Source organism: Thalassospira sp. CH_XMU1448-2 (genome assembly GCF_037027285.1).
GTDB classification, from domain to species: domain Bacteria; phylum Pseudomonadota; class Alphaproteobacteria; order Rhodospirillales; family Thalassospiraceae; genus Thalassospira; species Thalassospira profundimaris_C.
The window spans coordinates 814,960-835,957 of sequence record NZ_JAYMEA010000002.1 but is presented as its reverse complement, the minus strand read 5'-3'; the positions used below and the strand labels follow the sequence as shown (position 1 = coordinate 835,957).

General features: G+C 52.4%; 21 protein-coding genes. 15 read left to right on the top strand and 6 right to left on the bottom strand.

What is annotated here, in order from left to right; genetic code table 11:
• The first annotated feature begins 54 nt into the window (after positions 1–54).
• Positions 55–1,572, top strand: coding sequence for a malonate--CoA ligase (locus WA318_RS11235; protein WP_336081108.1), 1,518 nt, complete (start codon positions 55–57; stop codon positions 1,570–1,572).
• Between the two features lie 107 nt (positions 1,573–1,679).
• Here WA318_RS11235 and WA318_RS11230 read toward each other — a convergent pair whose 3' ends face one another.
• The gene (locus tag WA318_RS11230) at positions 1,680–1,838 is read right to left on the bottom strand and encodes a DUF1127 domain-containing protein (protein ID WP_114097432.1); all 159 of its coding nucleotides are present in this window, start codon (positions 1,836–1,838) and stop codon (positions 1,680–1,682) included.
• A 479-nt stretch (positions 1,839–2,317) separates the two neighbouring features.
• Here WA318_RS11230 and WA318_RS11225 point away from each other — a divergent pair, with 479 nt between their 5' ends.
• A complete protein-coding gene (locus tag WA318_RS11225; protein WP_336081105.1) occupies positions 2,318–3,286 on the top strand; it encodes an HAD-IIA family hydrolase in 969 nt (322 codons plus the stop codon).
• Between the two features lie 75 nt (positions 3,287–3,361).
• Here WA318_RS11225 and hemB read toward each other — a convergent pair whose 3' ends face one another.
• From hemB to WA318_RS11205, 4 genes are all read right to left on the bottom strand, one after another.
• Positions 3,362–4,369: a porphobilinogen synthase gene (gene hemB, locus WA318_RS11220; RefSeq protein ID WP_336081103.1), complete on the bottom strand. Its 1,008-nt coding sequence runs from the start codon at positions 4,367–4,369 to the stop codon at positions 3,362–3,364.
• 76 nt (positions 4,370–4,445) lie between these two features.
• Complete coding sequence (locus WA318_RS11215; protein ID WP_336081101.1) at positions 4,446–5,642, bottom strand: MFS transporter; 1,197 nt, start codon at positions 5,640–5,642, stop codon at positions 4,446–4,448.
• 41 nt (positions 5,643–5,683) lie between these two features.
• Positions 5,684–6,445 carry a DeoR/GlpR family DNA-binding transcription regulator gene (locus tag WA318_RS11210; RefSeq protein WP_336081099.1) on the bottom strand — a complete coding sequence of 254 codons (762 nt, stop codon included), beginning with the start codon at positions 6,443–6,445 and terminating at the stop codon, positions 5,684–5,686.
• Between the two features lie 131 nt (positions 6,446–6,576).
• On the bottom strand, positions 6,577–7,863 hold the full coding sequence (locus tag WA318_RS11205) for an O-acetylhomoserine aminocarboxypropyltransferase/cysteine synthase family protein (RefSeq protein WP_336081097.1): 1,287 nt from the start codon (positions 7,861–7,863) through the stop codon (positions 6,577–6,579).
• Positions 7,864–8,088: 225 nt separating this feature from the next.
• Between WA318_RS11205 and WA318_RS11200 the strand changes: the two genes are divergently transcribed.
• From WA318_RS11200 to WA318_RS11160, 10 genes are all read left to right on the top strand, one after another.
• Positions 8,089–9,228 (top strand): acyl-CoA dehydrogenase family protein, encoded by a 1,140-nt coding sequence (locus WA318_RS11200; RefSeq protein ID WP_114097438.1) that lies wholly within the window; start codon positions 8,089–8,091, stop codon positions 9,226–9,228.
• Between the two features lie 3 nt (positions 9,229–9,231).
• Positions 9,232–10,317: an enoyl-CoA hydratase/isomerase family protein gene (locus WA318_RS11195; protein WP_336081093.1), complete on the top strand. Its 1,086-nt coding sequence runs from the start codon at positions 9,232–9,234 to the stop codon at positions 10,315–10,317.
• Positions 10,318–10,391: 74 nt separating this feature from the next.
• Complete coding sequence (gene mmsB, locus WA318_RS11190; protein WP_336081091.1) at positions 10,392–11,282, top strand: 3-hydroxyisobutyrate dehydrogenase; 891 nt, start codon at positions 10,392–10,394, stop codon at positions 11,280–11,282.
• Between the two features lie 126 nt (positions 11,283–11,408).
• A complete protein-coding gene (locus WA318_RS20355) occupies positions 11,409–11,600 on the top strand; it encodes a DUF6898 family protein (protein WP_443082639.1) in 192 nt (63 codons plus the stop codon).
• Positions 11,601–11,953: 353 nt separating this feature from the next.
• Positions 11,954–12,877 (top strand): ABC transporter permease subunit, encoded by a 924-nt coding sequence (locus WA318_RS11185; RefSeq protein WP_068519011.1) that lies wholly within the window; start codon positions 11,954–11,956, stop codon positions 12,875–12,877.
• The gene (gene livM / locus WA318_RS11180; protein WP_336081088.1) at positions 12,877–14,397 is read left to right on the top strand and encodes a high-affinity branched-chain amino acid ABC transporter permease LivM; all 1,521 of its coding nucleotides are present in this window, start codon (positions 12,877–12,879) and stop codon (positions 14,395–14,397) included. The genes WA318_RS11185 and livM overlap by 1 nt, the downstream gene beginning before the upstream one ends.
• Positions 14,394–15,248: an ABC transporter ATP-binding protein gene (locus tag WA318_RS11175; RefSeq protein ID WP_114097442.1), complete on the top strand. Its 855-nt coding sequence runs from the start codon at positions 14,394–14,396 to the stop codon at positions 15,246–15,248. Before livM ends, WA318_RS11175 begins: the two co-directional genes overlap by 4 nt.
• A gap of 20 nt (positions 15,249–15,268) precedes the next feature.
• Positions 15,269–15,979 carry an ABC transporter ATP-binding protein gene (locus tag WA318_RS11170; protein ID WP_114097536.1) on the top strand — a complete coding sequence of 237 codons (711 nt, stop codon included), beginning with the start codon at positions 15,269–15,271 and terminating at the stop codon, positions 15,977–15,979.
• Positions 15,980–15,990: 11 nt separating this feature from the next.
• A complete protein-coding gene (locus tag WA318_RS11165; protein WP_114097443.1) occupies positions 15,991–16,347 on the top strand; it encodes a DUF6867 family protein in 357 nt (118 codons plus the stop codon).
• A 206-nt stretch (positions 16,348–16,553) separates the two neighbouring features.
• A complete protein-coding gene (locus tag WA318_RS11160; protein ID WP_114097444.1) occupies positions 16,554–17,660 on the top strand; it encodes a branched-chain amino acid ABC transporter substrate-binding protein in 1,107 nt (368 codons plus the stop codon).
• Between the two features lie 140 nt (positions 17,661–17,800).
• Here WA318_RS11160 and WA318_RS11155 read toward each other — a convergent pair whose 3' ends face one another.
• A complete protein-coding gene (locus tag WA318_RS11155) occupies positions 17,801–18,220 on the bottom strand; it encodes a MucR family transcriptional regulator (protein ID WP_114097445.1) in 420 nt (139 codons plus the stop codon).
• Positions 18,221–18,687: 467 nt separating this feature from the next.
• On the opposite strand from WA318_RS11155, the gene rpiB reads away from it, so the two are divergent.
• From rpiB to nrdR, 3 genes are all read left to right on the top strand, one after another.
• Positions 18,688–19,122 carry a ribose 5-phosphate isomerase B gene (gene rpiB / locus WA318_RS11150; protein WP_114097447.1) on the top strand — a complete coding sequence of 145 codons (435 nt, stop codon included), beginning with the start codon at positions 18,688–18,690 and terminating at the stop codon, positions 19,120–19,122.
• Positions 19,123–19,230: 108 nt separating this feature from the next.
• The gene (gene glyA, locus WA318_RS11145; protein WP_114097448.1) at positions 19,231–20,505 is read left to right on the top strand and encodes a serine hydroxymethyltransferase; all 1,275 of its coding nucleotides are present in this window, start codon (positions 19,231–19,233) and stop codon (positions 20,503–20,505) included.
• A 22-nt stretch (positions 20,506–20,527) separates the two neighbouring features.
• Positions 20,528–20,998: a transcriptional regulator NrdR gene (gene nrdR, locus WA318_RS11140; RefSeq protein WP_336081080.1), complete on the top strand. Its 471-nt coding sequence runs from the start codon at positions 20,528–20,530 to the stop codon at positions 20,996–20,998.

Here is a 20,998-nt window from a genome sequence, read left to right as displayed (position 1 = left end):
TCAGGACCGGCAGGGAGCCGGTCGGAAAATAGACTTGATCGGGGAAACAGCACAGTGACCAACAGCCTTTTTATGCGCATCCGTGACCGGTTTCCGGCGGACCTTTCATCGGTACTGATCGAGACACCGACGGGCAAGACTTATAGCTATGGACAGGCGGATGTTGCATCGGCGCAAATTGCAGGTTTGCTGACCGGGCTTGGTGCGAAGAAAGGCGACCGTGTCGCAGTCCAGGTTGATAAATCCCCCGAAGCCCTTTTTCTTTATCTTGGCTGCATTCGTGCCGGTCTGGTCTATTTGCCGCTCAATACGGCCTATCAGGCTGGCGAGCTTGCCTATTTCATGGATAACGCGTCCCCCGTTATCTTCGTCTGTCAGCCACATCGTAAGGATGAGGTAGCGGCAATTGCCAATGATCAGGGCGTGGAACATGTTCTGACGTTGGGGATGAATGGCGAAGGCAGTCTTATGAGCGGTGCACAATCTGAATCGGGCGACTTCGCCCCGGTGCCCTGTGCGGATGAAGACCTGGCGGCGATCCTTTATACATCGGGCACCACCGGCAAGCCCAAAGGGGCGATGATGACCCAGATGAACCTGTGGTCCAATGCTGCAACCCTTGAAAAGTTGTGGGGATTTGATGGCAACGATATCCTTTTACATGCCTTGCCGATCTTCCATACCCACGGACTATTCATCGCATGCCATTGTGTGATGCTTTCGGGGGCGAAGATGTTTTTCCTGCCGAAATTCGATCGTGATCAGGTGATGGCGCTTCTGCCGCGGAGCACGGTGATGATGGGGGTTCCGACATTTTATGTTCGCCTGTTGTCCGGGGATGATTTTACCGCCGAAACGACTGCCAATATGCGGCTGTTTATTTCTGGTTCGGCACCGCTTCTGCCGGAAACCTTTACTGCGTTTGAGCAGCGGACTGGCAAGGCATTGCTTGAACGCTATGGCATGACCGAGATGGGGATGGCGACATCGAACCCGCTGGATGGCGAACGGATCGTTCATACAGTTGGTCCGGCCTTGCCCGATGTCGATGTTCGGGTTTGTGACGCGGACGGCAATGTTCTTGGTGTTGATGAAGTCGGTGTTCTGGAGGCTCGCGGCCCCAACGTTTTCGCCGGGTACTGGCAAATGCCGGAAAAAACCGCAGAAGAATTTCGCAAAGACGGATTCTTCATCACCGGTGATATCGCCAAGATTGATGCCAAGGGATATGTCCACATCGTTGGACGTGCAAAGGATCTGGTGATTTCAGGTGGATTTAATGTCTATCCGAAGGAAATCGAAACGCTGATCGACAAGATGGATGGTGTTGTTGAAAGTGCCGTGATCGGTGTTTTGCATCCCGATTTTGGTGAAGCGGTTGTTGCGGTTATTGTCCCTGAGAACAATGGAACATTGACCGAAGACGGTATTATCGGGGGAATCAAATCGCAACTTGCCAACTTCAAGGTTCCCAAACGGGTATTCTTTGTTGACGAGTTGCCGCGCAATGCAATGGGCAAGGTTCAAAAGAACATTCTGCGCGAGGAATATAAATCCCTGTTTGCGAACTAGATCACCGGGGCCAAAGATTGGGGGCCGATATCCTGGATCCAGAATACAGATAAAGAAAACTCCCGGCAAAACTGCCGGGGGTTTTCTTAGGACGCTACGGTCGTGGCTTAGCGACCGAAAGCAACACGGTGTGCTACATCGTCGATCATGTCGCGGTTCAGACCGATGTCGGCCAGTTCGCGCGTATCAAGTTTACGCAGCGCTACCTGGGTCTGGTACTGAATGCGAAGAGCGCGAAGGAAAGCAAAGATTTTAGTTACGATCATTTCATCACCTATTTCAAACCGGCCGATTGTTCGGCGTCTGTTCAGATAACCGGCATGTTCTCACCGCTGTATTCCGTGTCGGAATAGTTGTCTGGTTTGACGTGTCGGTTTGTTTCCAATGTATCGAATGATCATCTGCCTGGTGGCGCATTTACCAGTCGATACGTCCTATTCATTTCGTGAAGGCAATCTATGCCTGTCGGGTGCGTTAATCCAATGCGTTTTTTGCATGGCAGCGGCTTGGAAAGCGCAGAAAGTCACTAAATTGCAATGAATTGGCTATATCTCCGTCACATTGTCACGGTTTCGAAACTTTTATTGCTATGCTGGTGGTGCATGGCTAATGAAATTGCGTGGTGCCCTTTGGTTGATTTTATGAAAATCGCGTCGCGCAAATGAATTCAGATGTATTTGGGGTCGCAATCTGGATGAATAGGCCGTAATTTGCGCTACCAAATGCCCAGACAGGAGAACCTATAATGAGCATCAATCGGCCGCGGCTGAATTTTGCCCAGGCTATCGACGCCTACTTGCACTATGCGCCACGCTTGCCGCAGGTGCAGGACGATGCCGTTCCCGAAAAAACCGATTACATCGACAATCTGCTATCGGTCGCAGATCAGTTCGATCTGATCGTGTTTGATGCGTTTGGTGTGCTCAATAGTGGGCCGACGGCTATCCCCGGTGCTGTGAAAACCGTCGCAACCCTTCAGGATATGGGTAAGAAAATTGCCGTCGTGACCAATGACGCGTCAAGCTCGGCCGAAGCGATTCTTGCCCGTCACCGCAAACGTGGCTTTGATTTCGACAATCGTAACCTGATCAGTAGCCAGCAGTTTGTTGCGCCTCTTATGGCAGAACATCCCGAGATTGCGCATTGGGGGGCGATGGCGCCGGTCCATTGGCCGTTCCATATCCTGCCGGGACAGGTGGAGCCACTTGGCGCAGATCGCGACTTGTATGACCGGGTTGGCGGTTTCCTGTTGATTGATTCGGAAAATTGGTCGGATGAGCAGCAGAATATGTTGCAGGACAGTCTTGCTGCCAATCCCCGGCCGATCCTTGTGGGGAATCCCGATATCTGCGCGCCGATGGGGGATTTCCTGTCAGTGGAGTCCGGTTACTTTGCCCATCTTGCCGCTGATGCCTCTGGCGTAATGCCAAAATGTGTTGGCAAACCGTATCATCACGTTTTTGAAGAAGTCCTGCGCCGTCATCCGGGTGTTGACCGGCAGCGTGTTCTTATGGTTGGCGATACGGTTCATACCGACGTTCTCGGCGGTCTGGCATCAGGCATCAAAACACTTCTTGTGCATCAGGGCGGTTTCCTTGACGGGCAGGATATCGAAGGCGTGTTTGCCAGATCGGGTCTGCGTCCGCACTTCTGTGCGCGTGCGATTGGTCATGGCATATCAGACGAAGTTACTGAGCCTGCCTGCTGCGCATAGAGCTTCGAACTTCATTCCATGCAAAAGGGCCTCAATCGAGGCCCTTTTTTTGTTTCGCGTGTGTTGAAGTGACGCTTAACCTTCCAGCGCCTCGGCAACTTCAATGGCGCTATAGGTCAACACGCCAGACGCCCCGGCACGTTTGAAGCATGACAGCGTTTCAATCGCGCAGCCGATGTAATCAAGCCAACCATTCTGGCCTGCCGCGCGCAGCATCGCGTATTCGCCTGATACCTGATAGGCAAAGACCGGCACGCCGAATTCCTGACGAACGCGATAGAGCACATCCAGATAAGGCAGCCCCGGTTTGACGATGACCGAATCTGCGCCTTCATCAAGATCATAGGCGACTTCACGCATGGCTTCGTCACTATTGGCCGGGTCAAGTTGATAGGTTTTCTTGTCGGCCTTGCCAAGTGCGCTTGCCGAGCCGATTGCATCGCGGAACGGGCCATAGAAGGATGAGGCATACTTTGCTGAATAGGCCATGATCTGGACGTTCTTGAGGCTTTCGGTTTCAAGAACCTCGCGGATTGCCCTGATACGGCCATCCATCATATCGGATGGTGCGACCACATCGCAGCCTGCCTGTGCCTGAACCAGTGCCTGACGCACAAGCGCTTCGGTCGTTTCATCATTAAGGATCTGACCATCGACGACGATGCCGTCCTGACCATCAGAATTGAATGGATCAAGTGCGACGTCGGTAATCACTCCGATGTTGGGGCAGGCATCCTTGATCGCCTTGGTGGCGCGACAGACAACGTTATCAGGGTTATAGGCCTCTCGCGCATCCTTGGTCTTAAGGCTTGCATCGATATAGGGGAACAGTGCCAGTGCCGGTATGCCAAGTTTCTCGGCATGTTTTGCTGTTTCAACCAGTACATCGACCGACTGGCGTTCAACACCGGGCATGGACGGGATCGGGGTGCGCTGATTGGTTCCGTCAATAACGAATACCGGCAGGATCAGATCATGGGCTGTCAGTCGGGTTTCCGCGACCATCCGGCGCGACCAGTCGGTCATGCGGTTGCGGCGCTGGCGGGTGCTTGGAAAGGTGCCATAGGCGAATTTGTTGACCATGATCTGTTCTCTGTTCTGTGGAGCTGGGCGAAGCCAGGGTGGACAGGCCAATTTATGGGACAGAATTCACGCGCAATCAACCATTGCTGGCAATTTGTAAGCGTGCGCGCATGGTCAGAAGATAAACCGGGATAATCAGGGCAAGGAAACTGGCGGTAATCGCAAAGGCCGTGACAAGGCCTGCTACCTGTCCGATGGTACCAATAATCGGCGGACCTGCCATGATCGCGGAATAGCCGGTTGCGGCAATGATTGATACGACTGCTCCGCCTCCTTTTCCGGTAGCTTGAGATGCCGCGGACAGTAGCAACGGCAAAATGACAGCAAGCCCCATTCCGGCAACACCACAACCAATCCATGCGACAATATAGTGCGGGGAAAGGGCGATGATGAAAGTGCCAACCGATGCCAGAACCGAACTTGTAAGCAAAACCGGAGCCCGTCCAAACTTCATGACCAGTGCATCACCGGAAAGTCTGGTGACGGCCATGGCGCAGGAATAAATGGCAAAGCCGACAGCAGCCATTGTTGCTCCCGATGACAATTCGGAATTCATAAAGACAGCAGCCCAGTCGGTAATAACACCTTCGCCAAATTGACCGATAAAGGCGCAGACACCGAATGGTAAAAGCATAAGGAACATGGGGCGTTCCTTTTTGGTGCGGGCGGTTTCCAAGGCTTGTTTGTCAGCTCTGTCTTTTCTGTTCTGTGAGGTCTGATGGTCCGGCAGAAGTTTGGCTTGGGCGAAAACATGAGCGATCAAAAACACGGTCAGAATCACAGGCAGGTGCAAGGCGTTGTCAAAGGGCAGGGCAAACCAGGCTGCCGCAATCCCGGCACCCGCAAAACCACCCAGACTCCAGAAACCGTGAAGACCGGACATGATGCTCCGACCCTTGGCGCGTTCAACATTCAGGCCATTGGCATTCATGGCTATATCAAGAAATGCGCCGGAAAAGCCCAAGGCAAACATGGCAATCGAAATGCTGAGATAGGATTGCATCAGAACCGGGATGCCAACGGCAATGAAATAAACCAGTCCGGAATAACGCACGACCAGTTCGCTTCCGATGCGGTCAGAAAGCCGTCCGGCAATCGGCATAACGGCAAGAACGCCAATTGCCGCAGCCAGCAAGATGCCGCCAAGTTCGTCATGACCAAGGCCAAGGCGTTCCTGTACCAGCGGGATATGCGGAACCCAGCTTGAAAAGGCGGCGCCATGTAAAAAGAAAATGGCGCGTACCCGATTATGGGCCTGGTTGTAATTTTGCATCTGTGGCGGCTCCGCATGATGGGGCGTAACGAGGGGGCAGGTTAGGCCTGAACAATATTGATGCCGCGTTTGGCATAGTTTTCGAGATAGCCGGACGACAATTTGCGGCCTGTCACGAGACGGGAAATGGCATCAATGTCACAGACCCGGTGCGGCAGGCTGGTTTCAAGTTTGTCCGCGGTGGCAATGGCGATGATTTCGGCTGATTGCGCAATCATCGCGGCCTTTGATGCCCGTTCCTGCTGATGACTGGTTGAAAGGCCAGCCTCAGGATGAAGAGCGCACGTGCCTAGCAACGCAACATCAGCATTGTACTTACGGATCTCGTCAATCGTTGTCGGGCCACATACCACCATGTCGTTCTTGAGCATTGTGCCGCCCAGCATGATCACTTCCGCATTGGGGTGGCTTGAAAGTTCGACCGCGATCATCGGGTTTACCGTAATCACGGTGCCCCGAAATGATGGTTTGAGATGGCGGGCAACTTCGCAAATGGTGGTGCCACTGTCAAAGAAAGCGACAGCATCATCGGCAATCAGATCGCGTGCCGTTTTCTGTGCAATCGCGGTACGTTCCGGCTGAAGGTCTCGAGCGCGTTCTTCATATGTTTCTGTCGGCTTGTTTGGCAGGACTGCACCGCCATGGATGCGGCGCAAATGACCTTCATCCTCCATCTGGCGCAGATCGCGCCGGATGGTATCAAGGGAGGCATGAAACAGGGCGGCCAGATCATGAATATGAACCGTCCCCATATTGCGCAAAAGTTTCAGGATTTCATCCTGACGGGTGATAACGCTCGACATGGTGTTTGCCTGTTTTGCATGTTGTGCATGTTTTGCCGATTTGTTATGCCGGTTTTACGGTCGGGTCAATGAAAAACCGGCCGAACATTCGTTCGACCGGTTTTGTAAGGCGACATGAAGTGACGTGATTATCAGGCTTTATCAAGGGCCTGCGTCAGGTCTGCCAATATATCGTCGATATGTTCGATCCCGATGGACAGGCGCACATATCCGTCCGTAACACCGGAAGATAGGCGGTCCTGTTCGGAAAGCTGGCTGTGAGTCGTGGTTGCCGGATGAATGGCAAGGGAACGCGTATCACCGATATTGGCGACATGATAAAACAGCTCAAGCGCGTTGATGAATTTCTCGCCTGCGTCTTTGCCGCCAGCCAACTCAAAGCCCATAAGAGATCCGTAGCCACCTTTAAGATAGGTGTCAGCACGGCGGCGGCTTTCACCATCCTGTTTACTGGGGTGAATGACTTTGGTGACTTTCGGGTGGGATGCCAGGAAGTCGGCAACCTTGTTGGCGTTCTCGCAGTGACGTTCCATGCGCAGTGGCAACGTTTCCATGCCCTGAATGGTTTGGAATGAGTTGAACGGCGATGCCGCAGCCCCGATGTCACGTAGAACGGTGCAACGCAGCTTGATCGCATAGGCCACAGGGCCAATCGGTTTGACGGCCTGTGTCCAGACCGCACCGTGATAGCTGGGATCGGGTTCGTTCAAAAGCGGGAAGCGTTTCGCATGTTTTTCCCAGTCAAACTTGCCGGAATCGACGACAACACCACCAACCGAGGTTCCATGACCGGCAATGAACTTGGTAGTCGAATACATCACGATGCTTGCACCATGTTCGATTGGTTTGCAGATCACGGGCGCGGCAGTGTTATCAACGATCAGCGGAATGCCAAGTTCGTCACCAATATTGGCAACTTCGCGGATCGGGAATACCTGCAATTTCGGGTTGGGAAGGGTTTCGGCATAAAAGGCGCGGGTTTTGTCGTCGCTCAATTTGCGGAAGCTTTCCGGATCTGACGGATCGGCAAAGCGAACTTCAATTCCCATTTGCTTGAAGGTATTCGCAAACAGGTTCCATGTGCCACCATATAGATCGGTAGAGCTGATAATATTGTCGCCAGCCTGTGCAATATTCAGAACCGAAAAGGTTGACGCAGCCTGCCCGGAGCCAAGTGCAACTGCAGCAACGCCACCTTCAAGGGCGGCAATGCGCTGTTCAAGCACATCGTTGGTCGGGTTCATCAGGCGGGTATAGATATTGCCAAGTTCCTTGAGTGCGAAAAGATCAGCAGCATGCTGGGTATCGCGGAACTGATAGCTGGTGGTCTGATAAAGCGGCACGGCAACGGATCCCGTGGTCGGGTCGGCGCGATAGCCTGCATGAAGGACGATGGTTTCCGGTTTCGTGGACGACATAATGGGTTTCCCTGAATTATCGTTATTTCTGACGCCGACAAGGTAAGCTGACAGTGACGTACTCAGCAAGAAACAATTGGTGAAATCAGCTACGTGAATGCACGTAAATCGTGTGATTTACCAATATTGTGATAATTCGGTACTGTTATACCGAATGAATTGACAAGAGGGTGTTTTCACGTTTACGTAAAGGGAAAACAGATAAACTTCAGAGGCGGCGATCCAATGGAATTCAACCTGTCTGACGATCAGCAGGCATTTGCCCAAGCTGCGCGTGATTTTGCTCAAAATGAAATGGCGCCATATGCAGGGGAATGGGATGCAAAACACATCTTTCCCGAGGAAACCCTGCGCAAGGCTGCCGAATTGGGCTTTGCTGCAATTTACACGCGCGAAGAGTTCGGCGGAACAGGCTTGGGTCGTCTTGATGCTGCGGTAATTTTCGAAGAATTGGCGGCAGCATGCCCGTCAACGGCGGCTTATATCTCGATCCATAATATGGCTTGCTGGATGATTGATACATTTGGCTCCGATGAACAGCGCGCCAAATTTCTGCCCAAACTCGTCACAATGGAACATTTCGCCAGCTACTGCCTGACTGAGCCCGGTGCCGGGTCCGATGCAGGATCACTTCGCACACGTGCGGTCCGTGATGGCGACCATTATATTCTGAATGGTGAGAAGGCTTTTATTTCCGGTGGATCTCGTAGTGACATATATGTTGTCATGGCGCGTACGGGGGATGACAGCCCGAGCGGCATTTCGACATTCATCATTCCCAAGGATGCCGAAGGACTATCGTTCGGAAAGCTCGAGGAAAAGATGGGCTGGAACAGTCAGCCAACCTCGGCCGTTATCTTTAGCAATTGCAAGGTGCCGGTCGAAAACCGACTGGGCGAAGAAGGCGAAGGCTTCAAGTTCGCCATGAAGGGGCTTGATGGCGGTCGCCTGAATATAGCGGCCTGTTCGATTGGCGGTGCCCGTGCGGCGATGGAGCACGCGCGCGATCATATGAAAGTCCGCAAACAGTTCGGTAAAAGCCTTGATCAGTTTCAGGCGCTACAGTTCAAGTTTGCCGACATGGTGACCGAGCTCGAAGCTGCACGTTTGATGCTGCATAAAGGTGCCTGGAAGCTTGATCTCAAGAGCGATGATGCAACCCAGTTCTGTGCGATGGCCAAGCGTTTCGCCACAGATATCGGATTTGAAGTCTGTAACCAGGCGCTGCAACTCCATGGTGGCTATGGATATATTCGTGAATACCCGATCGAACGGCTGTTACGTGATCTGCGCGTGCATCAGATTCTTGAAGGCACCAACGAAATCATGCGCCTGATCATTTCCCGTGCCGCCCTGAAAGACTAAGTCATGAGCAATAGTTCAAATATGTCCGATACCGAAGCACCCGTTCTGTTTTCGCAACAAGGCGCAGTTGGTCAGATCGTTCTTAATCGTCCGCGTGCGCTGAATGCGCTTGATCTGACGATGGTCGATATGATGATGGGGCAGCTTAAATCCTGGGAAGCTGATTCGTCGATAAAGGTTGTTGTGATTGAGGGAGCCGGCGAGAAGGCCTTTTGTGCCGGTGGTGATATTCGTGGTCTTTATGAGGCCCGCAAGATTGATGACGAAGAGATGCTTGATACGTTCTATCGTCGTGAATATCACCTTAATCACTATATTGCCCGGTATCCGAAACCCTATATCGCACTCATGGACGGGATCACCATGGGCGGTGGTGTCGGCGTGTCGATTCACGGTCAGTTCCGTGTGGTAACAGAGCGTACCCTGTTTGCGATGCCCGAAACGGGGATCGGATTTTTCCCCGATGTCGGTGGCGGGTATTTCCTGCCACGATGCCCGGGAAATATCGGCATGTATCTTGGCCTGACCGGTGCGCGCATCAAGGCAGCCGATTGCCTTTATGCCGGGCTTGCCACCCATGGGGTTGCGATAAGCAATCTTGACAGGCTCAAGGCGGATCTGGCGGTGGCATCCTATGACAAAGGTGCCAGTGCTGTTGTTGTTGAAATTCTCGATCGTCACAGTACGCATTTTGACGCAGCGCCAATGGCTTCACTTAGAACACAAATCGACCGTACGTTTGCTGGAAACAGCGTTGTTGCTATTTTCGAGGCGCTGGAACGAGAGGAAAGCGACTTTGGTGCCGAAACGCTCGCTATGCTGTCTGGAAAGTCGCCAACAGCACTTTGTGCGAGCTTCGAGCAGATTCGTCAGGGCAAGGACATGTCGTTGGCCGAAGTCCTGAACATGGAGTTCCGGATGTCGCAGAGGATGGTCTGCAAGCCTGATTTGTTTGAAGGTGTTCGTGCTGTCATTGTCGATAAGGACCATGCCCCGAAATGGCAACACGGTGATATCGGCCAGGTCGATCCGCGCGAGGTTGCAGAATATTTCGAGCCACTTCCAGAAGACAAAGAACTCAATCTTTAGAATGTATTGGGCTGAATTTCGGTCCCGAATGATCAAAACAATGATCCCGCAGGGGATGGCAGAGGAGACTTCTAATGGCGAATATCGGTTTTATCGGTCTGGGCAACATGGGTGGCCCGATGGCGGCCAATCTTGTTAAGGCCGGACATGCGGTCAAGGTCTTTGACCTTTCGGCAGATGCGGTGGCAAAGGCAATTGATGCCGGTGCAGGCAAGGCGGCATCAATCGCTGCGGCTGCGACTGATGTTGATTTTGTCGTAACTGTTCTTCCGGCTGGGAAACATGTTCTGTCCGTTTATGAAGGGCCAGACGGCGTTATTGCAAATGCCAAGGCGGGGACTGTCCTGATTGACAGCTCAACCATTGAAGTTGATGCGGCGCGCAAGGCATCTGAAATTGCCCGTGCGGCCGGTCTTGGGGCGGTGGATGCGCCGATTTCCGGTGGCACTGCCGGTGCTGCGGCCGGAACGCTTACCTTTATGGTTGGTGGCTCTGATGCCGATTTTGCCAGTGCAAAGCCGATCCTTGAGGGTATGGGCAGCAATATCATTCATGCGGGCGATAGCGGTGCAGGGCAGGCGGCCAAAATTTGCAACAACATGGTTTTGGGTGTCAGTATGATTGCGGTGTCCGAGGCCTTCATGCTCGCCAAACGCCTCGGGCTGGATGCGCAAAAGCTGTTTGATATTTCGTCCAAGGCATCCGGTCAGTGCTGGTCTCTGACAAGTTACTGCCCTGTTCCGGGGCCGGTTCCGACATCGCCGGCCAATCGCGATTATCAGCCCGGTTTTGCGGTTGATATGATGCTGAAGGATCTCAAGCTTGCCCAGCAGGCAGCTGCGTCGTCCGGGGCGACCACGCCGATGGGGGCTTTGGCCGAAAGCCTTTATGCGCTTTATTCCAATGGCGGGAATGGCGGCATGGACTTTTCGGCCATTGTCAAAATGCTTGATGGCGAAAAGTGATATCGTTCATCCAATGATCACAAAAACGGGTCCGGATTTCCGGGCCCGTTTTTGTTTGGTGTTGCGTTGTTCGAGAATGGGAGCAAAATAGGGCTACACTTATTTCCAGGGATCATCTGTGCGATAATGACCACGCGGCATAACAAATCAAACGAGATTTATTTTGAACTTCGACAGGTGGGTTCCTATCTGCGTTGTACGGCCATTGATGGCAAGACGGGTGTGGAAGTGACTGTTGCTGGGCCTGTGAGTCGGAATCCTGAGCAATTAAAGCGGGTCGCTGTACAAAAACTTGAATACGTCCTCAAAAAGGGATAATGTATACAATATAAAGAGCGGGTGGCTCGCCTTGTCAGTGTTTTATTCCAATATCAAAACCTGATTTGGTGATTTTCACTAAAATCTCAAAGCCGCTTGCAGCCTTTGAACACATGTGTCTAAGGTTCACGCTCTAATCGCGCTTTCGGTAGTAAGAACCACAAACAGAATGGTCGGCTCCGAAGGTTAAAACCGGGTCATACCCGATAACAATAAGACGGAGGCTTCGCGGGTTTGCAAGGGGGCAAAGGGGAGACTATGTCTCATCCAATCAATACATATATATGTGGCTTGATGCCTTCTGCCGAGCTGGCGAAGACCTTGTTTGTCTGTGCCAAATCTAAGGTTGTGCAATGGATTGGGCTTATTTCCTACAACAATTGATCAATGGTCTGACGCTGGGAGCCATTTATGGTTTGATCGCTATCGGTTATACGATGGTGTACGGCATTATCGGCATGATCAACTTTGCGCATGGCGAGATTTATATGCTCGGTGCGTTTCATTCCCTGATCACCTTCCTGATCTGTCAGGCAGCCGGGATCAGCGGGATCCTTCCGCTTACGCTTCTTTTGATGCTGTTCGTTTCAATGGTTCTGACCTCGATCTACGGTTGGGGCGTTGAACGGGTAGCATACCGGCCACTGCGCGGGTCATTCCGTCTGGCAGCTCTGATTTCTGCCATTGGTATGTCGATCTTCCTGCAGAACTTCGTTCAGATTTCGCAGGGTGCGCGCGTCAAGCCGATGCAGCCGCTTGTTGAGGGCGGTATCACTCTTATGGAAAGCGCGAATTTCGACGTTCAGCTTAGCTATATGCAGATCGTGATTATCGTTCTGACATTCGTGCTGATGGTCGTCTTCTCGCTGCTGATTGCCAAGACTTCTCTGGGGCGTGCACAGCGTGCTTGCGAACAGGACCGCACGATGGCGGGACTTCTGGGCGTGAACGTTGACCGTACGATTTCCACGACCTTCGTTATGGGTGCTGCTCTGGCATCTGTCGCAGGTATGATGGTGACCCTGTATTACGGTGTTATTGACTTCTATATCGGCTTCCTCGCCGGTGTTAAGGCTTTCACCGCCGCCGTTCTTGGCGGTATCGGGTCGCTTCCAGGTGCGATGCTTGGTGGATTGCTGATTGGTCTGATTGAAGCATTCTGGTCGGGGTATCTCACAATCGAATACAAGGATGTTGCGACGTTCGGTATTCTGGTTCTTGTGCTGATCTTCCGTCCGTGGGGTCTGCTCGGCAAGCCGGAGGTTGAGAAAGTCTGATGTCTTCTGCATTTGCTTCATCTCGTACCAACGGCTCGGAAATTGTTAAGGAACTCGCGTTCTTTGCAGTTGTCGCGCTACTGATGTCCGTCATGATCCTCGGTGTCGAGACGGTTGACCGTCCGACCGGCCTCGAACTTGCGGTTCGCTGGGATCTTGTCCTGCTGGCGATTGGCTCGACCGTTGTCGGGCGTCTGGCATTGATCATCCGTCGCGAAAGCATTTCGCGGCTCGTTCAGGCAGTCTTGATCACGATAACTGCGGTTGCCGTCTTTGAGATGTTTGTGCGATTCCGTGACATGGATGATCGCTGGGCATCGCCGGTTAGCTTCGATATGGCGTTCAGCAGTGCTGTCAGCACCGTTGTCGCCTTGGCCTTTATCGCAATCGTCTTTGCAATCGCCTATTTCTCGATGAAGGAAAAAGGTGTTGCCGAAGTAGAGGAAAGCGAAAAGCTGTCATCGAAAATTCAGCTGGCCTATCGCTCGAACACCAAAAAGATCGGTCTGGTGGGGATTATCTTCTTCATAATTTTCCCGTTCATTTTTGGTGAGAACCGTTCGGCAATCGACCTTGCCACCCTTGTGATGATCTACATCATGCTGGGGTGGGGCCTGAATATCGTGGTCGGTCTGGCGGGGCTTCTCGATCTTGGTTATGTGGCTTTCTATGCAGTCGGGGCTTATTCCTATGCATTGCTGTCGCAGAACTTCGATCTGAGCTTCTGGCTCTGCCTGCCGCTTGCCGGTATCTTTGCTGCAAGTTTCGGCATTATTCTCGGCTTCCCGGTTCTGCGCTTGCGTGGTGACTATCTGGCCATCGTGACACTGGGCTTTGGTGAAATCATTCGTGTTGTTCTTATCAACTGGTATGATTTGACTGGCGGTCCGGATGGGATTTCATCCATCGAACGTCCAAGCTTCTTTGGTTTGGCCGATTTCTCGCGCCGAGTGCCGGAAGGGACCATCGGCTTTAACGAGCTGTTTGGCATGGAATATTCGTCCATGCATCGCCTGATCTTCCTGTACTACCTGATCCTTGCTCTGGCTCTTGTGACGAACTTTGTCACCATGCGTCTGCGCAAGCTTCCGATCGGTCGTGCATGGGAAGCACTTCGTGAAGACGAGATTGCCTGCCGTTCTCTGGGCATCAACCCGACGAACACCAAGCTTTCTGCTTTTGCGATTGGTGCAATGTTCGGTGGTTTTGCCGGTGCGTTCTTTGCAACCCGTCAGGGCTTTATCAGCCCGGAAAGTTTCACCTTCCTTGAATCCGCTGTGATTCTCGCGATTGTGGTTCTGGGGGGCATGGGTAGTCAGATCGGTGTCGTTCTTGCGGCAATCGTGATGATCGGTTTCCCGGAAATGTTCCGTGAACTTGCCGAATACCGCATGCTGATCTTTGGTGCAGGTATTGTTGCCATCATGCTGTGGCGTCCGCGCGGTCTGTTGTCCTTCCGTGACCCGACCATTCTGCTCAATATGAGCCAGAAAGAAAAAGTTGCCGGAGAGTTGAAATGACCGACAACAAACTGCTTGAAGTCGAACACCTGACCATGCGTTTCGGTGGTCTGGTTGCAATTGATAACCTTAGTTTCACCGCAAACAAGCGTGAAATCACGGCCATCATCGGTCCGAACGGCGCAGGTAAAACCACGGTGTTTAACTGCCTGACCGGGTTCTATGTTCCAACCGAAGGACGTCTGACGCTACATGCCGACGACGGTCCCCGTTTGCTGGAACGTACCGAAGGGTTCCGTATCCCGCGTAATAACGGTGTTGCACGTACTTTCCAGAATATTCGCCTGTTTACCGGGATGACTGTTCTGGAAAACCTGATCGTTGCGCAGCACAACCGTTTGATGGAGGCATCTGCTTTCTCCATCGCCGGTCTGTTCAACCTTGGCCGCTATTCAAGGGCGGAAAAGGCAGCGATCGAAAAGGCCGAGTTCTGGCTGAACAAGGTTGGTCTGTATGATCAGGCTGACTGGAATGCCGGGAACCTGCCATACGGTTCCCAGCGTCGTCTGGAAATCGCGCGTGCAATGTGCACTGACCCGTCACTTTTGTGCCTGGACGAGCCGGCTGCGGGTCTTAACCCGCGTGAGTCGGCGGAACTGAATGTCCTGCTGCAGAGCATCCGTGACGATCAGGGCGTTGGCTGTCTTCTGATCGAACATGACATGAGTGTCGTGATGCAGATTTCCGACCATGTGATCGTTCTTGATTACGGAAGAAAGATTGCCGATGGCAATCCCGAAGCCGTCAAGAATGATCCGGCTGTTATCCGTGCCTATCTTGGCGAAGATGAGGATGACGAGCTTCCGCCGGAAGTTGCCGCTGACCTTAATGTTGATCCGAATGCGCACTGAGGGAGTTTATCGATATGTCCATGCTTAAGATCGAAGGTGTTCATACCTTCTATGGCAATATCGAAGCCCTCAAGGGCATTGATATGGAAGTCAACGAAGGTGAAATCGTTACGCTTATCGGCGCCAATGGTGCCGGTAAGACCACGCTGCTGATGACTTGTTGCGGTTCGCCGCAGGCAAGCAAGGGGCGCATTCTGTTTGAAGGTAAGGATATCAGTCGCATGCCGATGCATGAGATTTGTAATCTTGGCATTCAGCAGTCGCCCGAAGGCCGTCGCATTTTCCCGCGTATGTCGGTTTATGAAAACCTCCAGATGGGGGCAATCACCCAGGATCCGAAGCATTTCAATTCGGATCTCGAAATGGTGTTTGATCTGTTCCCGCGCCTGAAGGAACGTATTAACCAGCGTGCAGGGACCATGTCCGGTGGTGAGCAGCAGATGCTGGCAATTGGCCGTTCCCTGATGGGGCGTCCGCGTCTTCTTTTGCTTGATGAGCCGTCGCTTGGTCTTGCGCCGCTTGTCGTTAAGCAGATTTTCGAGACCGTCCAGAAGATCAACCGTGAAAACAAGGTAACTGTTTTCCTTGTCGAGCAGAATGCATTCCATGCACTCAAGCTCGCACATCGCGGTTATGTGATGGTCAATGGCAACATTACGCTCTCGGGTACGGGTGCGGAACTTCTGGCAAACCCGGAAGTGCGCGCAGCTTATCTCGAAGGCGGCCACTAGGGAGATCTGATATGGAATCGATCACTGGTACCAGCATCGGCGTTACGATCGGTATCACCATCATTCTGATGGGGTTCTGTTCGTTTATGACCGGGCAGGCAATCGCCAACACCTGGCGACCGTCCTATCAGCTCGTGCCTTATGGCTTGCTGCTTGGCCTTGTTGACCGTTTCTTGGTCTATGCGTTGTTCGAAGGCGAGCTTCTTTCGCTTTCCGGCTACATTTTTGACACGGCGATCCTGTTTGTTATCACCTTCGCAGCCTTCCGTCTGACGCAGGTAAACAAGATGCTGTCGCAATATCCGTGGCTTTATGAACGCATTGGGCCGTTTGCATTCCGCGCGCGTGAAGGGGCGGATGTGCGTTGATTTTTGTGGTGACGTTTTGCGTCACCACACTATTGCTAAATAATTGGCAATAAACCGGTTTGTACTATTGCACACCAATTCTGGGGTGTTAAAGTACTTGGGAGCTGAAACCGGTAATCGGCGAATAATATGAGCCGGTTTCGGGTCCGAAAAGATGGTTCTGTCATGGTGATGGAACCAACCTTTGGAACAGGGAGACTTCTCTAATGTCGAAAACCAAGCTCGGCCTTCTTGCCACTGCTTCCGCGCTTGTTCTTTCAATGGGTGCTGCCAAGGCTGACATCGTGATCGCGACCGTTGGTCCGATGACCGGTCCTTACGCTGCGTTCGGCGAACAGATGACCAAGGGCGCAGAGAAAGCGGTTGCTGACCTCAACGCTGCTGGCGGTGTGAACGGCGAAAAAGTCGTTCTCGAGATCGGCGATGACGCTTGCGATCCGAAACAGGCTGTCGCAGTTGCTAACCAGCTGGTGAGCAAGAATGTTGCTCTCGTAGCTGGTCACTTCTGCTCGGGTTCCTCGATCCCGGCTTCGGAAGTTTACTTCGAAGAAGGCATCGTACAGATTTCCCCGGCTTCGACCAACCCGCAGCTGACCGAGCGTGACATGGACAACGTGTTCCGTGTTTGCGGCCGTGACGACCAGCAGGGTGAAGTTGCTGGTAAATACCTTGCAGAAAACTATGGCGACAAGAAAATTGCCATCGTTCACGACAAACAGGCTTACTCCAAAGGTCTGGCTGACGAGACCAAGAAAAACCTGAACGCTGCTGGCGTCCAGGAAACGATGTACGAAGCAATCACCCCGGCTGAGAAAGATTACTCGGCACTGGTTACCAAGCTGAAATCAGAAGGCATCGACGTTCTGTATTATGGCGGTTACCACACCGAACTCGGTCTGATCGTTCGTCAGATGCGTGCTCAGGGCATGGACACCCTTGCAATCTCGGGTGACGCGCTGAACTCGCTTGAATACTGGTCGATCACTGGTGACGCTGGTAAAGGTACGCTGTTCACTGCTGGCCCGGCTCTTGAAAAAGACCCGCGCAACGCAGAACTCGTAAAATACTTCGAAGGTCAGGGTTACAAGCCTGAAGGCTACACCCTTTACACCTATGGTGCGATCCAGGCTTGGGCACAGGCTGTTACCAAAGCTGGTACCACTGACTCCGAAGCTGTTATCGAAGCTCTGCATAGCGGCGCTTCCTTCGACACCGTTCTTGGCTCGATCTCGTTTGATGCCAAAGGCGATGTTGCTGCTCCGGGTTACGTATTCTACGAGTGGGAAAACGGTTCCTACGACTACGCAAACTAATCAAATCATCGGATTTGGAAAAAGCCCGGCATCTGGCCGGGCTTTTTTTATGCCTGCTTGAAACAAAACGCCGTTCTGACCAACCAGAACGGCGTTTTTCTTTTCTGCGTTTCCACCAGTTTGGCGGATCATTGCATAGCTTACTTTGCCTTGCGGCCAAGGCCGATTTTCTTGGCAAACTGGGAACGCTGTTTTGCGTAGTTCGGTGCGACCATCGGATAATCTGACGGCAGCCCCCATTTCGCACGATATTCTTCCGGCGTCAGGTTGTAGGTGGTACGAAGGTGACGCTTGAGCATCTTGAGCTTTTTACCATCCTCAAGGCAGATGATGTAGTCATCGCCAATGGATTTGCGGATGGGAACAGCGGGTTTGATCGGCTCTTGTTCCGGTTCCTTCTCGACTTCGCGAATTTCATCAAGCGAGGAGAAGACTGTAGAAATCAGTTCAGGAATCTGTGCGGCAGCAAGGGCATTATTGCTGACATAGGCTGATACAATATCAACGGTCATCTGCAAGAGTTCGTCGCGGTCAAGCACGCTGGTCTCAGTTTCGGCCATGATTGAAGTAACCCTTCATTTGAAAATTCACATTAAAACTAATGCACTATTCCAATCAGATAGTCAAACAACAGAAAATAACAAGTGTCACTTATCTGATATTGATATCAGATCAAGTATATAGGATTGCGTATAAGACTATCGTGATAATAACTGCTACAACTATAATGACTGGTTCGCGTGATATGTTTTGACCAAACGGTTAATATTGTCCCGATTGATGGTCCCGGAATTCTTGATCGCAACAGTAGAGAATGCCATTTTTGGGTGTTTTGCCGTTTATAATAATACTATTGCGTGTTGATTTCTCTAATGGCGATAAATGAAAATATATCGGTGTCCTGATATATGCATGTCAGGGTTTCAGAAAACTTGCCGTTCGGGCCGAGCTCTGCGTTGGCAGGGGCATCGCTATATGCTACAAGGCGCTCAATTTTATTCTTTGAATTCCAAATGAAGGCGCGCATATGACCGTCAAAACCCTTGCCATCGCTTCCGACCATGGCGGTGTGGAACTGAAATCAGCCATCATTGATTTGCTTAAAGGCCGCGGTATCGAGGTTTCCGACCTTGGAACCAACGGTCCAGCATCCGTTGATTACCCGGATTTCGCTCAGGCAGTTGCAAAATCGATCATTGATGGCAAAGCCGAAGCAGGCATCCTGGTTTGTGGTTCCGGCATCGGGATGAGCATTGCAGCCAACCGTTTCCCCGAAGTGCGTGCTGCACTGGTTCATGATCGTCTTTCGGCAGAACTTTGCCGTCAGCACAATAATGCAAATGTCTTGTGCCTTGGCGCGCGCCTGTTGGGCGAAGCGACAGCACTCGATTGCGTTGATGCATTCATTTCGACCGAATTTGAAGGTGGTCGTCATGAAGGTCGCATCGCGAAGATGTCCTGATCTGATTTACTTCACCGCCATCTGGGATTAACCAGAGCGGGCAGGGTGTTTTATTGATTACCCGGCCTGTCAGCTTGCCCCGTCACATCGTATCGAAAGAGGCCCCGCATGTCGTTCAAAGGCTTTTTCTCTACCAGCTTGTCCGACGCCGATCCGGCATTGTTCAAATCCGTCACCGATGAACTTGCCCGTCAGCAGAACCAGATCGAAATGATTGCTTCGGAAAACATCGTTTCCAAAGCCGTTATCGAAGCCCAGGGTACTGTTCTGACCAACAAATACGCCGAAGGTTATCCTTCGCGTCGTTACTATGGCGGTTGCGAATATGTTGACGTCGCCGAGGAACTGGCAATCAATCGCGCCAAGGAAATCTTTGGTTGCGAGTTTGTCAACGTACAGCCGCATTCCGGGGCACAGGCGAACGGTGCGGTCATGCTGGCACTTTGCAAGCCGGGTGATACCATTCTTGGTATGTCGCTGGATGCAGGTGGTCACCTGACCCATGGCGCACGTCCGGCTCTTTCGGGTAAATGGTTCAATGCCATTCAGTATGGTGTGCGTGAAGACGACCTGACCCTTGATTACGATCAGGTCGAAGCACTTGCGATCGAACACAAACCGACCTTGATCATTGCCGGCGGTTCGGCTATTCCGCGTCAGATTGATTTCAAGCGCTTCCGTGAAATCGCTGACAAGGTTGGTGCGCTTCTGATGGTTGATATGGCGCACTTTGCCGGTCTGGTTGCCGGTGGCGTTCATCCGAGCCCGCTGCCGTATGCCGACGTTGTAACGACCACCACCCACAAAACCCTTCGTGGTCCGCGTGGCGGCATGATCCTGTCGAACAACCTTGAAATCGGCAAAAAGATCAATTCTGCTGTCTTCCCGGGGCTTCAGGGCGGTCCGCTGATGCATGTGATCGCAGCCAAGGCAGTTGCCTTTGGCGAAGCGCTGCGTCCGGAATTCAAGGCATATGCACAGCAGGTCGTCGACAATGCCAAGGCGTTGGCTGAAGTTCTGGTCAAGCGCGGCTTTGACATCGTTACCGGCGGTACCGATACCCATCTGATGCTCGTTGACCTTCGCCCGAAAGGCTTGAAAGGCAACACTGCAGAAGTTGCTCTTGAGCGCGCAGGCATCACCTGCAACAAGAACGGCATTCCGTTTGATACCGAAAAGCCGACCATTACCTCGGGCATCCGTCTGGGGACGCCGGCTGGCACGACCCGTGGCTTTGGTGTCGAAGAATTCAAGCAGATCGGCGAGCTGATCGGTGATGTTCTTGATGCCATGGTTGACAGCCCGGAAGGCAATGCTGAGGTCGAAGCTGCCGTTCGTGCCAAGGTCGAAGACCTTTGCAAACGCTTCCCGATCTATTCCTGATCGCTAGAGCTGAGTACAGATAATGCGTTGCCCGTTTTGCGGACATACTGACACACAGGTTAAGGATTCCCGTCCGACCGAAGAGCATCATGCCATTCGTCGCCGCCGGTTCTGTCCTGCTTGTGGATCGCGCTTCACGACGTTTGAGCGTGTGCAGTTGCGTGAATTGATGGTGGTCAAAACGGACGGGCAACGCGAATTGTTCGACCGCGACAAGCTGGCGCGGTCGATCTTCCTTGCCTGCCGCAAGCGCCCGATAGAAGATGAACGCGTTGAAAAAGCCCTTAATGGCATTCAGCGGCGTCTCGAAAGCAGTGGGGAAAGCGACATCACAACCGATACCATTGGAGAAATGGTGATGGAGGCGCTGAATGCCCTCGATCAGGTTGCCTATGTGCGCTACGCTTCGGTTTACAAGAACTTCCGCGAAGCACGCGACTTCGAGCAGTTCGTGGAAAAAATGCATGACGGGGAAGAAGAGGCGGACGCATAG

Coding starts and splice junctions, on each gene's coding strand:
- WA318_RS11230 (WP_114097432.1), bottom strand. CDS start 1,838: ATGATCGTAACTAAAATCTTTGCTTTCCTTCGCGCTCTTCGCATTCAG.
- WA318_RS11225 (WP_336081105.1), top strand. CDS start 2,318: ATGAGCATCAATCGGCCGCGGCTGAATTTTGCCCAGGCTATCGACGCC.
- hemB (WP_336081103.1), bottom strand. CDS start 4,369: ATGGTCAACAAATTCGCCTATGGCACCTTTCCAAGCACCCGCCAGCGC.
- WA318_RS11215 (WP_336081101.1), bottom strand. CDS start 5,642: ATGCAAAATTACAACCAGGCCCATAATCGGGTACGCGCCATTTTCTTT.
- WA318_RS11210 (WP_336081099.1), bottom strand. CDS start 6,445: ATGTCGAGCGTTATCACCCGTCAGGATGAAATCCTGAAACTTTTGCGC.
- WA318_RS11205 (WP_336081097.1), bottom strand. CDS start 7,863: ATGTCGTCCACGAAACCGGAAACCATCGTCCTTCATGCAGGCTATCGC.
- WA318_RS11200 (WP_114097438.1), top strand. CDS start 8,089: ATGGAATTCAACCTGTCTGACGATCAGCAGGCATTTGCCCAAGCTGCG.
- WA318_RS11195 (WP_336081093.1), top strand. CDS start 9,232: ATGAGCAATAGTTCAAATATGTCCGATACCGAAGCACCCGTTCTGTTT.
- mmsB (WP_336081091.1), top strand. CDS start 10,392: ATGGCGAATATCGGTTTTATCGGTCTGGGCAACATGGGTGGCCCGATG.
- WA318_RS20355 (WP_443082639.1), top strand. CDS start 11,409: ATGACCACGCGGCATAACAAATCAAACGAGATTTATTTTGAACTTCGA.
- WA318_RS11185 (WP_068519011.1), top strand. CDS start 11,954: ATGGATTGGGCTTATTTCCTACAACAATTGATCAATGGTCTGACGCTG.
- livM (WP_336081088.1), top strand. CDS start 12,877: ATGTCTTCTGCATTTGCTTCATCTCGTACCAACGGCTCGGAAATTGTT.
- WA318_RS11175 (WP_114097442.1), top strand. CDS start 14,394: ATGACCGACAACAAACTGCTTGAAGTCGAACACCTGACCATGCGTTTC.
- WA318_RS11170 (WP_114097536.1), top strand. CDS start 15,269: ATGCTTAAGATCGAAGGTGTTCATACCTTCTATGGCAATATCGAAGCC.
- WA318_RS11165 (WP_114097443.1), top strand. CDS start 15,991: ATGGAATCGATCACTGGTACCAGCATCGGCGTTACGATCGGTATCACC.
- WA318_RS11160 (WP_114097444.1), top strand. CDS start 16,554: ATGTCGAAAACCAAGCTCGGCCTTCTTGCCACTGCTTCCGCGCTTGTT.
- WA318_RS11155 (WP_114097445.1), bottom strand. CDS start 18,220: ATGGCCGAAACTGAGACCAGCGTGCTTGACCGCGACGAACTCTTGCAG.
- rpiB (WP_114097447.1), top strand. CDS start 18,688: ATGACCGTCAAAACCCTTGCCATCGCTTCCGACCATGGCGGTGTGGAA.
- glyA (WP_114097448.1), top strand. CDS start 19,231: ATGTCGTTCAAAGGCTTTTTCTCTACCAGCTTGTCCGACGCCGATCCG.
- nrdR (WP_336081080.1), top strand. CDS start 20,528: ATGCGTTGCCCGTTTTGCGGACATACTGACACACAGGTTAAGGATTCC.